Origin of the sequence: Rothia sp. HC945 (assembly GCF_051370785.1) — a bacterium.
In the GTDB taxonomy this organism is placed as follows: domain Bacteria; phylum Actinomycetota; class Actinomycetes; order Actinomycetales; family Micrococcaceae; genus Rothia.
This window is the reverse complement of sequence record NZ_JBFCSN010000001.1, coordinates 1,085,559-1,099,290: the sequence shown is the minus strand read 5'-3', so window position 1 is coordinate 1,099,290 and position 13,732 is coordinate 1,085,559. Positions and strand designations below refer to the sequence as shown.

Annotated in this window: 11 protein-coding genes; 3 read left to right on the top strand and 8 right to left on the bottom strand. The window is 65.9% G+C overall.

Annotation, left to right across the window (positions count from 1 at the left end; translation table 11 throughout):
* Positions 1–129 precede the first annotated feature (129 nt).
* Positions 130–1,161, top strand: a complete 1,032-nt coding sequence (locus tag AB0Y14_RS04810; RefSeq protein WP_436588070.1) for an o-succinylbenzoate synthase — start codon at positions 130–132, stop codon at positions 1,159–1,161.
* A gap of 10 nt (positions 1,162–1,171) precedes the next feature.
* On the top strand, positions 1,172–1,591 hold the full coding sequence (locus tag AB0Y14_RS04805) for a GNAT family N-acetyltransferase (RefSeq protein WP_436588069.1): 420 nt from the start codon (positions 1,172–1,174) through the stop codon (positions 1,589–1,591).
* Here the strand turns inward: AB0Y14_RS04805 and AB0Y14_RS04800 are convergent.
* From AB0Y14_RS04800 to AB0Y14_RS04770, 7 genes are all read right to left on the bottom strand, one after another.
* Positions 1,542–2,639 (bottom strand): pyridoxal-phosphate dependent enzyme, encoded by a 1,098-nt coding sequence (locus AB0Y14_RS04800; RefSeq protein ID WP_436588068.1) that lies wholly within the window; start codon positions 2,637–2,639, stop codon positions 1,542–1,544. The genes AB0Y14_RS04805 and AB0Y14_RS04800 overlap by 50 nt on opposite strands.
* Positions 2,636–3,439, bottom strand: a complete 804-nt coding sequence (locus tag AB0Y14_RS04795) for a GHMP family kinase ATP-binding protein (protein ID WP_436588067.1) — start codon at positions 3,437–3,439, stop codon at positions 2,636–2,638. The genes AB0Y14_RS04800 and AB0Y14_RS04795 overlap by 4 nt, the downstream gene beginning before the upstream one ends.
* A gap of 188 nt (positions 3,440–3,627) precedes the next feature.
* Positions 3,628–4,869 (bottom strand): MFS transporter, encoded by a 1,242-nt coding sequence (locus AB0Y14_RS04790; protein WP_436588066.1) that lies wholly within the window; start codon positions 4,867–4,869, stop codon positions 3,628–3,630.
* Between the two features lie 35 nt (positions 4,870–4,904).
* Complete coding sequence (locus AB0Y14_RS04785) at positions 4,905–5,723, bottom strand: Rossmann-like domain-containing protein (protein WP_436588065.1); 819 nt, start codon at positions 5,721–5,723, stop codon at positions 4,905–4,907.
* Positions 5,720–6,754: an ABC transporter substrate-binding protein gene (locus tag AB0Y14_RS04780; RefSeq protein WP_436588064.1), complete on the bottom strand. Its 1,035-nt coding sequence runs from the start codon at positions 6,752–6,754 to the stop codon at positions 5,720–5,722. The genes AB0Y14_RS04785 and AB0Y14_RS04780 overlap by 4 nt, the downstream gene beginning before the upstream one ends.
* A 77-nt stretch (positions 6,755–6,831) precedes the next feature.
* Positions 6,832–7,665 (bottom strand): ABC transporter ATP-binding protein, encoded by an 834-nt coding sequence (locus tag AB0Y14_RS04775; RefSeq protein ID WP_436588063.1) that lies wholly within the window; start codon positions 7,663–7,665, stop codon positions 6,832–6,834.
* Entirely contained in the window at positions 7,662–8,723 is a 1,062-nt protein-coding gene (locus AB0Y14_RS04770) for a FecCD family ABC transporter permease (protein ID WP_436588062.1), read from the bottom strand. The genes AB0Y14_RS04775 and AB0Y14_RS04770 overlap by 4 nt, the downstream gene beginning before the upstream one ends.
* A gap of 116 nt (positions 8,724–8,839) precedes the next feature.
* Between AB0Y14_RS04770 and menD the strand changes: the two genes are divergently transcribed.
* Positions 8,840–10,651, top strand: coding sequence for a 2-succinyl-5-enolpyruvyl-6-hydroxy-3-cyclohexene-1-carboxylic-acid synthase (menD, locus tag AB0Y14_RS04765; RefSeq protein ID WP_436588061.1), 1,812 nt, complete (start codon positions 8,840–8,842; stop codon positions 10,649–10,651).
* Positions 10,652–11,240: 589 nt separating this feature from the next.
* Here menD and AB0Y14_RS04760 read toward each other — a convergent pair.
* Entirely contained in the window at positions 11,241–13,730 is a 2,490-nt protein-coding gene (locus AB0Y14_RS04760) for an MMPL family transporter (protein WP_436588060.1), read from the bottom strand.
* Positions 13,731–13,732 lie beyond the last annotated feature (2 nt).

Below are 13,732 nucleotides of genomic sequence, written 5' to 3'. Positions count from 1 at the left end.
CGTGTCAATCCACCCATTGCAGTTCAGCATGCCAGTGCGACCTGCCCGTTCGTCGGAATTTTCCTGAGCATTTCCTGGGCGGTCCGTGCTCGAATGGCCTCGGCCCTCCCGAAGGTGCACAGTGGATCCATGAGCTTGCGAGAACTGCCCCTCCTGGAACAGCTTGAAGACACCGCGGTGGTGGTTTCCGTGCCCCTCAACGTGCGGTTCCGAGGGGTCGAACATCGGGAAGCGCTCTTGTTCCGAGGCCCCCAGGGGTGGGGAGAATTCTGTCCTTTCCTCGAATACGGACCCGACGAATCCGCCCGGTGGTTGGCCTGCGCGATCGAGACCGCGTGGGAGGCCTCTCCGGAAGCTCATCGTGACCGTATTCCGGTCAATGCGACCGTGCCCGCCGTGGGTCCCGAGAAGGTCCCGGAGGTGCTGGGGCGCTCCCGCGGGGCGGTACGTGAGGTCAAGATCAAGGTCGCCGAGAAGGGGCAGAGCCTGGCCGACGACGTCGCCCGCGTGCGTGCGGTCCGCAGGGTTGCACCCGATGCCGTGGTGAAGATGGACGCGAATGGAGGCTGGAACCATCGGGAAGCCCTCGAGGCGCTCCGCGCTCTGGCCGAGTTCGAACCTGCGTACGTGGAACAGCCGGTTGCCGATATCGAAGGGCTGGCTCGTCTGCGCGAGGCGGCCGACAAGGAAGGGTTGCGAGTGCCTGTCGCAGCCGACGAATCCGTCCGCAAGGAATCCGACCCGTTGAGAGTCGCTCGTCTCGGGGCCGCCGATCTGATCGTGGTCAAGGCTGCGCCCCTGGGCGGACCGCGGAACGCTCTGGACATCATCGAGAACGCCGGGCTCCCGGCCGTCGTCAGCTCGGCGCTGGAGACGTCCGTGGGCATGTACAGCGGCCTCGCGCTGGCGGCAGCCCTGCCACGGTTGGAACACGGATGCGGTCTGGGCACGGCCTCACTCCTGGCAGGGGACCTGACCGCCGAGCCGTTGATTCCCGAGGACGGCTGCCTTCCGGTGCGCCGGGTCAGTCCCGACCCGGGGCGACTCGAAGAATTCCGGGCGGACGGTGGGCGCCGCGACTGGTGGATGGAAAGATTGACCAGTAGTTATCAGCGGTTGCGGGCCCGTGACGTGCGATCAGGCGACAATGTCCGCGAGTGAGGAGCAACGCATGCACGAGGACTACCGGCTGATCCCGGCGGCACCGACGGTGGAGGACTACGTGCGGCTACGGGCCGAGGCCGGACTCTCACCGAAGACGAAGGCGCAGGCGGGCCCGGCGCTGACCGGGTCGTGGGCCTGGGCGCACATCGAGCACCGCGTCACCCTTGAGGTGGTGGGGATGGGACGAGTCCTCGGCGACGGTGGGTGGTACTTCCACATCGCTGACATGGCGACCCTCCCCGCGCACCAGGGGAGAGGCATCGGGCGCGCCGTCATCACCTCGCTGATCGACAGGATCCGGGCGCATGCCCCGGAAGACCCCTACATCACGTTGATGGCGGACGAACCCGGCCGTCCCCTGTATCGCAGCGTGGGCTTCAGGGACGCGATGCCCCACTCGATGGGGATGGTCCTGCCTCGCGAGTGACCGATCCTCCCCAGCGAACGGCCGACCAGGGCAACCGCGGTGATTCGCTCGGGGAGCCCAGCACCTGGGGCTCGAAAACGGACACCTCCGGCACGTCATCGGCGTCCTCGTAGACGTCTTCGAGATAACGATGACCCGTGTCGGGGCACGTCAGCAGGGTGCAGTGCGCCGAGGAAACGCGATCTCGGTCGAGGTAGTCGGCCACCGCGTAGGCCGCCCCGGAGCTGAGCCCGGCAAAGAGCGCATGTCTCCTGCACAGAGCGAGGGTACCCGCGCGTCCCACCTCGTAGGACACCCAGTGGACGGAGTCGTAGAGATCGTGGCGGACGTTCTCGAAGGGAATCGAGCTGCCAATGCCCGCGATCAGCATGTCCGGGTCCTCCACCTCTTCCGAGCCGAAGGTCACCGACCCGAAGGGCTGGACTCCCACGAGACGCACCTTCAGTCCCGAGGCTGCCAACCCGAGACCGAGCGCCCCACTGGAAACCCCTGATCCCACCGGAGCCACGAGGTCCACGGAACGGTACCCACGACCCCGCAGCAGGTCGCCGCACCGAGTCGCAATGGGTTGATAGCCCGCGTAGTGGATGGCGTCGTGGTACTGACGCATCCAATGCCAGTCCGGATGGGCCTCGAGGAGCTCGCGGACCCGGGCGACGCGTCGGTCCTGATCGGCCCGCAGGGAGGTGCTGGGTGGCATCTGTTCGAGTTCGACGCCCAACAGATCCAATTGTGCGCGGAGGGTGCGGTCGATCGTCGTCGAGCCGATGATGTGGCAGCGGAGCCCCAATTCGTGGCAGGCCATGGCCAAAGCGCAGGCGTAGATTCCGCTCGACGAATCGATGACCGTGCCGCCTCGCCGAATGGTGCCGCGACGCATGAGCTCGAGCAGCGCACCCCGGGCGGACCGCGCTTTCATGACCTCGAACCGGAGGGCGAAGAGATCGGGGGCCAGCTCGATGACATCAGGGGCGCCCAGGGCCACGCCGGCGTGAGAGGCTATCGCCTGCGGAAGATCGGAGGTCGGGGTCGTGATGTCGTTGCTCAAGGGTCCTCCCGAAGATAGCGCGCGGTCGAGGAGAAACCGGCGGCGTCCAATGCCCGCCGAGCCCGTACGGTTCGCTGGTCAACCGCCGCATCGGTGGGGTCGTACATGATGGAGCAGACGGTGCCGCTGTGGGCGACCTGAACCCCCACCCCGCCGGTACGCTCGCAGATCTCGAGCACACGCGGTAGGTCCGGCTTGGGCAGGTACCTCTGATTGATCAACGCGGAGCCAGTCGCGACTCTGCCCAGAGTCCTCGCATTGCCGGTGCGCACGGCCGTCTCCAGCGCGCTCGTCAAATGAGCGAATTCGGCATGCTCGTCGGACGTATAGGCCGGCGGGCTCACCCCGAGTGTGTCCACCGCCTGCCCGGGCAGTCGGCATCCCACCAGGCGAACGGGCGGCAGCGGGCGGTTCCACCGGCGAAGCACCTCGCCGTGGCGTTGGGCGAAGAGAACGGGCACGGTGTCGAAGGCCAACGGGTCCGAGGCCGTCTCCGCCTGGACCGCTATCGCGCTGATATGCAGATCGTCCAGGGGCAGTCCGCAACAGTCGCAGACCGATCGAATGGTCGCGACGACGTCGGCGGTCGAGGACCCCATCCCACATCCCGGCGGAAGGTCGCTGCGCAGGTGCAGGGTGCCGCCCGGCGGCCGAGGAAGGCCATGGTCGTCGCAGGTTCGAAGCACGATCTCCGCGGCCCTCACAGACTTGCTGCGGGCACCGGCCGAGCGCACTCCGTCGCGGGTTCGGTGGGGACGGAAGACGGCAAAGGATCCATGGCGGGGCAGGGGAATCGTCACGAGCGCGGGCACGTTCTCGGATCGGCGTGGGCTCCAGGCGACTCCCTGGAGGAGTTCGCCGTGGTGGCCCCTGCAGAAGCCTCGACCCGTCCGAAACTCACTTCTAACGGCGCCTAGACCTGCTCGGAGGGCGGTTGCGTGAGCCCCGTGCATTCCGTCGACGGTCGTGTGAACCGATCTGGGACCGATCATGACCGTTCCCTCCGATATTCGACACTCAGCCGACGGGCTGCCGCCAGGGAGGCAACGCAGGCGCCGGCCGTGACGCCGCCCAGGACGAAGCCGGCTCCGCTCCATCCCCACACCATCGCGCCGAGCCCTGCGACAGAAGCACCAAGGCACACGCCGAGGCTCTGTCCGGCGCCGTTGAGTCCGAGAACCGTTCCCCGATGGCCGCCCGACTGCCTGACCAACAAGGTCGTGATCGCGGCCGCCAGGACCGCGTGCGAGACACCCAGCAAGGCGGTCGCGAGAAGTGCCGCGGTCAGGTGGTCGGTGACGAACAACATGAGGACCGCGGCGGCACCAATCATCGCGGCCATGGCCCCGGCCATCGCTGTGACCACCGGATTGGCCGCCCTGCGGATCGCGAAGCCGCCGAACCAGTTGCCCAGGAAGAACGAGAGCCCCGACAGGGTCCATACGAGGGAAAACACGCCGGGGCCCAGACGAAAGCGTTCGTCATAGAGGACCGCCAGGTACGCGAGCTGACCCATGAAAGCGGCGGTGCGCAGGGCCGAGGCAGCGAGCAGCATCGGGACCGAGGTCAGGGTTGAAGCGATCCGAAACGAGCGCAGGTATCCGGTGCCGGGACCTGTACGGCCGGCGGGGGAATGCTCGCCCGAGAGCGGTCGGGTCAGAGCCAATGCCATGGCGAGAGCGGAGCAGAGGACGGCCGTAGCGATCAGATCACCCCGCCATCCCCACCAAACGGCGGGTCCGGCCAGGAGAGGGGCGGAGAGGACAGCAGTCAGGGTCATCACGGCGGAGACCTGCGTGGCTGCCCGGCCGGATGTCGACTCATCCTGGAACCTGTCCGCGGCCATAGCCGAAGCGGCCGGGTTGAGTACCGAGGTCGCAGCCCCGACGAGGAGGCTGAACAGGACCCATGCCCAGACGGGGCCGACCATCCCGACGACGCACGCAGCGGCCAGGACCAGTAAGGACCAGATCACCGCGGACCGGCGGGGCACGCGGTCCAGCAATGGGGCACAGGTCAACCCGACCAGGAGCGCGGCAACACCGCCGACGCCCCGGAGGCTGCCCATCAGCGTGGCGTCGTATCCACTGTTCCTCGTGATGTCGACCAGGAAATTGGAGTAGATCGTGAATGGCACCAGGCCCAGGGCGCAGGCCCCGAGGAGGGGCCAGATTCTGGCCGCGATGGCCGCGTCGTTCAGGGAAGCATCCGTTGTCGATGCTGGGGTCATGGGGCGTCCTTGCGTGGGGGTTCTTGTCCGAGCGGTCATGGCACTCGATAGACGTGGAGAAGGGTCTCGTCCGCGCTGAACTGGGAAAACGGGAAGTGTTCGGCGCTCAGCGCGGCTACCCCGCGTCCCAGGAACTCACGAGCCACCGCCGAACCCGATTGGGCGTACAGCGCGAGGGGAAGGGAGCGGTCGAGGCAGCGGCGTCGTATTCGGTCGAAGCTTCCGTTTCCGAGTGTCATGCCGGTCGCGATGACGGCATCCGCCTCGTCGAGGACCTCATCCATATCGTCCGTGACGGGATCTCCCCACTGCGTGAACTGCATACCGAAGTCACACGGCAAGGGCTCTCCTCCGCGATCTCGGATCGCCGCGACCAGCGGATTCACCACCCCGATGAGGGCCACCCGGTCTCCGGCACCGATGTCCAGGAGTCCCGCCACGGCGTCGTCGCGCGCTTCGGCACGCTGGTCGGGGGTTCCGGGCGGAAGGCGGACCGCCTGTGCCCGGTCATCATCCCGATGAGGGCAACGCGCCGCCAGCCATCCGTCCAGGGCCGCCAATCGGACCGGAGACCGAGAATCCTCCAACAGTTCCCCGACCGGGCGGCCGGACAATTCGGAGACCTCCGGTCCCAGTTCTCCGGCCTCCACAGCGCAGGCGCCGAAAGCGTTTTCGACTCTGACCAGGACGTACTGGTTCCGATAGAGCTGGTGTCCGGTGGCAAGCCTCGTTCCGTGCTGGACGTAGAAGACGCTGCGGGCAATCAGGGGCTCGGAAGCGGATCGTTCGTGGAGTAGTACGTGGCGGCGGAGGTCGTCCACCGAATCAATATCCTGGGGTATGACCGGGTTCACCGCAGCCCCCTCGCCCTGAGGTACTCGGAGAGCTTTTCGGCCGCCTCGATGTTGCGGGGACCAGCGACCGCTTCTTTATAGTCCATGACGTAGATGTTGTCCTCCCTGACCGCGGGGGAGTCCTTGATGGGCGACTCATTCTTGAGGTATTTGATCTTGTCCTTGACCGGCTGCTTGTTGTAATCCACGACGACGATGGCCTGAGGATTCGCAGTGACCACCGATTCCCAGCCCACGGTGTCCCACCGCGCATCGAGGTCCGAGGTCACTGATCGTGCGCCGGCCAGATCGACGACCGAGTTGGTCGCCGTCCTCTTCCCCGCCGTGTACGGCTCACTGGTCCCGGAGTCATACACGAACACCGAGCTCTCGGTCTCCGGGCGTGGTTCCTCAGCGAGTTTCTTTCTGCGCTGCTCCAGGTCGGAAACCAGGGAGTCGGCCCGGTCCTGGACGTCGAAGATGGTGCCGAGGTCTTTCAGATCCTGGATCGTCGCGTCGATCGGCTCCGGGTCGGATGTATCGGATTTGTAGTTGTAGCAGGTCTCGTTCTGCATATAGGCGTTAATGCCCACCTTGGCCAGGGAATCCGGCGTGACCCCTCGTTCTTCGCTGAATCCCGCCTGCCAGCCGGCGAAGACCCAGTCGGCCGAGGCGCTGACCAGGGACTCCTGACTGAGCACGGAGTCCGAAATCGTCTCGACCTTCTGGTAATCGTCTCGGTACGGGGATTTGTCGATCACGCTGCTGACGGTTTTGGGCAGCACGATCCCGCGCATCCGGTCGGCCAGGCCGAGGGAGAACATCTTCTCGATCGCGGAGACGTCGTAGGCCACCGCCTTGGTCGGGGACGGATAGGACGTGGTCTGACCGCAATTGGTCACGGACTTCTTGGGAGTTTCCGAGGCATCTTCCTCGACGGTGGCGCCGCAACCGGACAGGAGCAGCGCACTCACGATTCCGGCCGAGCACCACAGGGCTCGACGACGTCGGCCCCTGTCAGTGCTGTTCGTGGATCTGGAATGGGGGAACATGGATCTCCTTCATCGGGGGTGAGGTGGGCGGGACGTGCCCGGAGCGGGGGTGTGGCGTCGACGTCCGTCGGGTCGATTCACCACGGGAACAGGAAGTGCGGGGCGCCGTTGTCCGGGCGGGTGGTCACGATGGGGCGGACCCCATAGACCTTTTCGATCAGGTCTGCCTCGAGACTCGCGCCGGGTGGGCCGTCGGCGATGACGCGGCCTCGGTCCATCACGACGACCCGGTGGCACGCGCTCGCCGCGAGATTCAGATCGTGCAGGGCCATGATGATTCCTGGTCGACGTGCCGAGTCGTCTCCGGATGACTCCTGGCCGGCCGTGCCCTGGACTCCTGGGTCCGCTGTCCGTTGGGCCAGCTTCCGCAGGAGTCCGACGAGCTCGACCTGGTACCTCAGGTCAAGGTGGTTGGTGGGTTCGTCGAGGAGAAGATAAGGAGTTCGCTGGGCCAGCGCCCGGGCCAGGAGCGTCCGCTGGCGTTCGCCGCCCGAGAGTCCCAGAAAACTCCGGTCGGCCAGGCCCTGGACCCCGGTCCGGGCCATGGCACCGGCAACGGCCCGTGCCGTCTCGGGAGCCGACGTCGGGTGAGCCGCGGCCCCGAGCGCGACGACCTCGGCCACCGTGAAATCGAGTTCTCCCCGTTCCTCCTGCGGCAGTGCTGCGAGGAGTGACGCCGACTCGCGGAAGGACAGCCGATCCAGTGGGGAACCGTCGATCAGAACGGCGCCGCTGCTCGGTCGGAGTGCCCGGTACAGAGCTTTGAGCATCGTGGATTTGCCGCACCCATTGGGGCCGACCAGTCCGACGACGTCGCCGGGGCGGACCGTGAGAGAGACCTGCCGGACAACATCGCGTCCGGCCACCGGGATTGAGACGTCGTCCAGGACGAGTGCTGCGTTCGCCGTCATTGCGCACCTCCGAAGACATATCCCCGCCGCCGAATGAGCAGCACGAATACAGGAACGCCGATCAGGGCGGTCACCACGCCGAGGGGAAGTTCCCTGGGCGGGACCGCAATCCGACTCAGCAGATCGACCCAGACCATGAACACGGCGCCGAACAACGGAGCCAGAACCGTGGCAGGCCTGTGCGCGGGGCCGAGAACGATACGCGTGAGGTGGGGGACCACCAGGCCGACGAAGCCGATGGTGCCCGCGACCGAAACGAGCACTGCCGTTCCGATCACGGTGAGCAGGAAGAGGCGGCGTCTCAGGGCCTCGGGATCGACGCCGAGGCTCGCCGAGGATCCGTCTCCCATCGAGAGGGCGTCCAGATCCGGAGCGCGGTACCACAGGCACACGATGACGCCGAGCGTGACAACCCCCGCCAATGGAAGCTGTGCCCATGACGCTCCGCCCAGGGAACCGAGCATCCAGAACATCACGGTCCGGGCGGCGTCGCCCTTCGAATCGAAGAAGACGATCGAGGACATGAGTGCTTGGAACCCGAAGGACAGGACCACACCCGTCAGGATCAGACGCACCGGAGCGATGCCTCCCGAGGAGCGTGAGAGAGCGTAAACCAGCACCGAGGCGATGAGAGCCCCGACGAATGCGGCCGCCGACAACGCGTACACGCCGAAGGAAGACAAGATTCCCCAGGACACGACGGCGCTTGCCCCCACCGAGGCTCCCGAGGAGATGCCCAGGATGAACGGATCGGCAAGCGGGTTCCTGACCATGGCTTGGGCGGCGATCCCCAGGGCGCTGAGCCCGGCCCCGACCACGGCCGCCATGACCGCCCTCGGGGTCCTGATCTCCGCGACGACGGTGTACTCGGTCACGTCGGACGAGCTGATCGACCCTCCGGTGAGTGCCGACCAGAGGTAGGTCGCGGTGCGGCCGACAGGGATCGACGCCGCACCCCAGGAAATGGCCAGAAGCACGGAGAGTGCGAGGAATGCGCCCAGCGCGCAGGCCAGCAGCACGCGATAGCGGTGGTTCGTGCGCAGAGATGAATGGATCATAGATCAATAATGATAATCATTCTCAATTAAAAATCCATATTCGACGCGATAGGACGCTAAGAGCGGTCGTCGAGAGGGAAAACCTCGGATTGCCGCCGCGGCGTAAAATGGTCAGGGTGACTTCTTCAGACTCCCAGCCCGACGCGTTCCTCACTGCGGTATCCGTTCTGGATTCCCTCATCCGATCCGGAATGCGCGAGGTGGTTCTGGCCCCCGGATCCCGGTCGGCCCCACTGGCCTACGCGCTCGCGGCGGCCTCGGAAGCCGGCGTCGTTGAAGTTCATGTCCGCATCGACGAGCGGACCGCCGGATTCACGGCCCTGGGCATGGCCAAGGCCTCGGGGCGACCGGTCGGGGTGGTCACGACCTCGGGCACGGCCGCCGGCGAGCTGATGCCGGCGGTCATGGAAGCCAATCACTCCGAAGTTCCCCTCGCGATCCTTTCCGCGGACCGGCCCCCACGCCTCCGGGGAACGGGAGCCAACCAGACCACTTGGCAACAAGGGCTCTACGGGGTTCACGTGCGGGCCTCCGCGGATCTCGTGTCCTATCCCGAACCGGAGCCGGGGGACCAGACGGTGGCTTTCACTGAGTGTCTCGCGGCGCTGACGGGCCGCGACCCCGCCTCATGGGATCGGCCGTCGAACCGGCCGCTGGGACCCGTGCAGATCAACGTCGCTTTCGACGTTCCCCTGACTCCCGAACCGCGTATGCGTGAGACCTTGCGTGCCTGGGCTGACTCCTTGACGGATGTGCGTGCGCCGGTTGCTCCCCGTCGGGCGGATAGCACGGTGACCGAGGCTTTGGGCGACTCAGATCCTGGGGAGGCGTTGGCATCGGAGGGGCCGGGTGCCGAGGGGGTCCGCACCGTCGTCATCGCCGGGGACGGGGCAGGCCCTCTGGCCCGCATGTTCGCGGAGGCGGCCGATCTGCCCCTTTTGGCCGAGCCCTCGTCGGGTGCCCGGAGCGGCCCCAATGCGATGGGCACATATCAGCTCCTTCTCGACGGGGAGCTGGGGGACCAGATCGAACGCGTCGTCCTCTTCGGCCGCCCGACGCTCTCCCGCTCCGTAGACCACCTGCTCCATCGGGGCGACGTCGAATCAGTGATCTATCTGCCCCGTCCCGTTGCGTGGGCCCTCCCGGACCGTCGGCCTGAGACTCCCGTGGAAACGCTCGTCGAGGCCCGGCGGTTCGCCGGGCGGCCCCCGAGGTCTTGGCTCGAACGGTGGCATACCGAGGACGAGCGGGTGGACAACGACCTGCAGCGGGCGCTGGCCGAGGCCCGGGATCGCAACGGCTGTCTCAACGGTCCTCTGGTTGCCCGAGCAGTTCGAGAGGCCATGACCGACGACGGCCTGGCGCTCGTCTGCGGATCTTCCAATCTGATCCGTGATCTCGACCTCGTACCGGTCGACCCGCGGGCCGCTCACGACCCGATGGTGTGGTCCAACCGTGGTCTGGCCGGCATCGACGGGACCGTGGCGACCGCTTCGGGGATCGCCCTCGCGCGTCGGGAGCCCCTGCGTCTTCTGCTGGGCGATCTCACGCTGCTGCACGACGCCGGTTCCTTGCTTTTCGGACCGTGCGAGGTCGTCCCGGACGTGCAAATCATCGTTTTCAACGATTCCGGCGGTGGCATCTTCTCGACGCTTGAGCACGGCAACGTGGCCAAGGCGGAGGGGTGGGCCGGTGCCGTCGAAAGGTTCTTCGGCACCCCTCACGACGCCGACGTCGAACGCCTGGTCACGGCCCACGGCCATCGCTACATGCGGGCCGACGACGAGGATGCGCTGTTCGCGGCACTGGCCGCCCCCGTTCGGGGGATCAGTGTGATCGAGGTGCGTGGCACGCGAGAAGGGCTGACCGAGGAACGCGCCGAATGGAAGGATATCGTCGCCCGAGATTCCCACCCGGGCAAGCGTTAGTCCCGGAGAGCGTCCGGGCCGAAGGGCGTTCGGGCCGCGTCTGCGTTCGGTGGCGGTTGCCAGTGTTGGGCGGTGGTTGCCGGCTCTTTCCGGCGCTTCACTTCCCACGTTGGGTGGTGGTTGGCCGATGCGGTGGCGCGTTCCTGCATTGGGTGGCGGTTGCCCCGCGCTGGACGGCGCCTCGCCTCCCACGTTGGGTGGCGGTTACCCGATGAGGCGGTGCCGACCTTCGTTAGGAGGGGGTTAGAGCGCCACATCAGGAGGGGGACCGCCTCTCGATTGGGCAACCGTCTCCTGATAGGGCCACGATTGTTCGCCGACGTCGTCGATAGTCGTCGGTCAGCGCCTCGCAATCCGGTAACACCCACCCCAGGGCACCCCGGGATCGCGCACGACGTCGTCGGCACTTCCGAGCACCTGAGCCCCACCACGTGGCGAAGTGGCAGGCTTGTGCAGTTTTTGCGGTGAAATATGCACGCCACTGCCACCTCGCGCCGCGGCGCGCGCACACGAAGAGCCGGCCGCCCACCATGGGGCGACCGGCTCATCGTCACCTAGCGTTCCGGGGTGATTCCCGACGGGAGGGAGGCTACTCCTTGCGCTCCAAAGAGGCCCCTTCGACATCCACATTCGGGAGGATCTTGTCCACCCAGCGCGGCAGCCACCATGCCTTGGAACCCAGGAGGTACATGAGCGCCGGAATCAGCGTCATGCGTACCACGAACGCGTCGAACAGGACGCCGGCGGCCAGGACGAATCCGATGGACGCGATCATCGCCTCGCCGCTGAACACGAACCCGAGGAACACCCCAGCCATGATCAGGGCCGCGGCCAGAACAACCTTCGCGCTGTGATTGAAGCCGACGATCACCGACTTCTTGCCGCCTCGCCCATGGCTGTACGCCTCGCGCATCGATGACACCAGGAATACCTGGTAGTCCATGGCAAGGCCGAACAGCACGCCGGCCGCCAGAATCGGTAGGAAGCTCAGGATCGGGCCGGGGTCCGTGACCCCGAAGAGGAACCCGAGCCATCCCCACTGGAATACGGCGACGGTCGCGCCGAAGGCCGCCAGGAGCGAGAAGAGGTAACCCAGGGTCGCAGTGAGCGGCACCAGGATCGAGCGGAACACCAGGATCAGAACGAGCAGCGACAGGCCGAGAACGATGGCCAGATACACCGGAAGCACCTTGAGGAGCTTCTCGGAGATGTCGATATTCATTGCTGTCTGGCCCGCGACTCCGAAGGTCACGTCGCCGTCGTCGGTGTGGACCGTATGGTCACGCAAATCGTTGACCAAGTCGTTCGTCGAGGACGCGCTGGGCCCCTCATCCGGAACGATCTGGTACATCAGCATGCTGCTGTCCTCGGAGATCGCGGCAGGAACCACGGTATCTACGTCCTGCTGCTTCTCCAGGTCCTTGGCGACATCGATCTGGAGCTGCTTCGCCTGGTCCTCAGTGGTTCCATCGGGCAGGTCCGCCGCCGCGATCATCGTGGAGTTGCGGCCCTCGCCGAACTGCTCCTCGATCGTCTTGAAACTCTTGTACGCTCCGGTGTCGGGGCTCGAGCTCGTCGCGTCGGGCAGCCCCAGGCGCATCTGGGTCATCGGCAGTGCGACGACGATCAGGACCAGGGCGGAAACGATGGTGGTGATCAGGGGTCGTTTGGTCACGACCTTGAGCCAACCGTGCGGGGCCGACTCGTGCTCCAGATGGGCCTTGTGGGCGCGGTCCTGGAGTTCGCCCTCCTTGACGAGATTCTCCGTCTGTGCCTTGTCCCGCAGCTGGGCGCGGCGCTGGATCGTCTTCCACCGCTTCTTCGTGATGATGCGCCGACCGGTGAGGCCGAGCATCGCGGGCGTCAGGGTCACCGCGACCAGGACGGCCAGGAGGACCGATCCCGCGGCGACGTTGCCCATCACGGACAGGAACGGAATTCCCACGACGTTGAGCGCCAGCAGGGCAATGATGACGGTCGCACCTGCAAAGACGACGGCATTGCCGCTCGTCCCGGTGGCAAGAGCGATCGAGTCCTTCATGCTCATGCCGCGGGCCAGGTTGTTCCGGTGTCTGTTGATGATGAAGAGCGAGTAGTCGATGCCGACCGCGAGACCCAGCATCGACCCGAGAGCGGGTGTTGTGGAATTCATCTCGACGATGCCGGACAACGAGAACGTTCCGAGCATGGCAGCTCCCACGCCGACCAAGGCCATGAGGATCGGCAGACCCGCGGCGATGAACGTTCCCATCATGACGAGCAGCACGATGAAGGCCACGATCACGCCGATGATCTCGGCGGTCGGTTTCATCTCGGGCTGGCCCTCAAGGTTCTGGTCGAATTCGACGTCGAGACCCTTGAGGTCGGCGTCAGCGAGGTCGGAACGCACCTCCGAGAGCGTGTCGGGGGATACCGAATTGATCTCGTCCTTGAAGCTGATGCTCGCCAGTGCGGTCGAACCATTGTCGGACACCGAGGAGTACTTGCTGGACATGTCCAGCTTCTCCTTGTTCTGGTCGAACTCCGACTTCTTTTGCTCGAACTGCTTCTTCTGGGTGTCCAGTTCCTTCTGTTTGCCGTCGACCTCTTGATAGGCATCCGGCGGTGCGTTGGAGGAATCGAGTTTGGATCGTGCGTCGTCGATCTGTTTCTGGCCGTCGTCCAGCTTCTTCTGGCCGTCTTCGATCTGAGGCTGCGCCTGCTTGAGCTGTGCCTTGCCCTGGTCGACCTGCTTCTGCTGGTCGAAGGGATTGGTCGTGGATTCGACGCCGTCGACCTTGTCGACCTTCTGCAGGGCGCTGGCCAGCGCCTGCTTCTGGTCGGAAGAAATGGCCTTCCCATCGGAGGTCTTGACGACCGCCTGCCCGGTTCCGGCGTTCGCGTTCATGTCGAATTTGTCGCTCAGCTCGTCCTGGAGCTGCTGCGACTTGGTGCCGGGGATCGTGACGCTGGAACTCAGATCCCCCTTGAATGCGGCGTATGAACCGCCCAGGGCCAGGAGGATCACAATCCACAGACTGATGATCACCCATGCCTTGCGGGCGGCGAAGCCGCCGATGCGATACAGGAGTTGTGCCATGA

Bases quoted from the DNA above. Each gene is read 5' to 3' on its own strand.
- AB0Y14_RS04810 (WP_436588070.1), top strand. From the start codon at position 130: ATGAGCTTGCGAGAACTGCCCCTCCTGGAACAGCTTGAAGACACCGCG.
- AB0Y14_RS04805 (WP_436588069.1), top strand. From the start codon at position 1,172: ATGCACGAGGACTACCGGCTGATCCCGGCGGCACCGACGGTGGAGGAC.
- AB0Y14_RS04790 (WP_436588066.1), bottom strand. From the start codon at position 4,869: ATGACCCCAGCATCGACAACGGATGCTTCCCTGAACGACGCGGCCATC.
- AB0Y14_RS04780 (WP_436588064.1), bottom strand. From the start codon at position 6,754: ATGTTCCCCCATTCCAGATCCACGAACAGCACTGACAGGGGCCGACGT.
- AB0Y14_RS04775 (WP_436588063.1), bottom strand. From the start codon at position 7,665: ATGACGGCGAACGCAGCACTCGTCCTGGACGACGTCTCAATCCCGGTG.
- AB0Y14_RS04770 (WP_436588062.1), bottom strand. From the start codon at position 8,723: ATGATCCATTCATCTCTGCGCACGAACCACCGCTATCGCGTGCTGCTG.
- AB0Y14_RS04760 (WP_436588060.1), bottom strand. From the start codon at position 13,730: ATGGCACAACTCCTGTATCGCATCGGCGGCTTCGCCGCCCGCAAGGCA.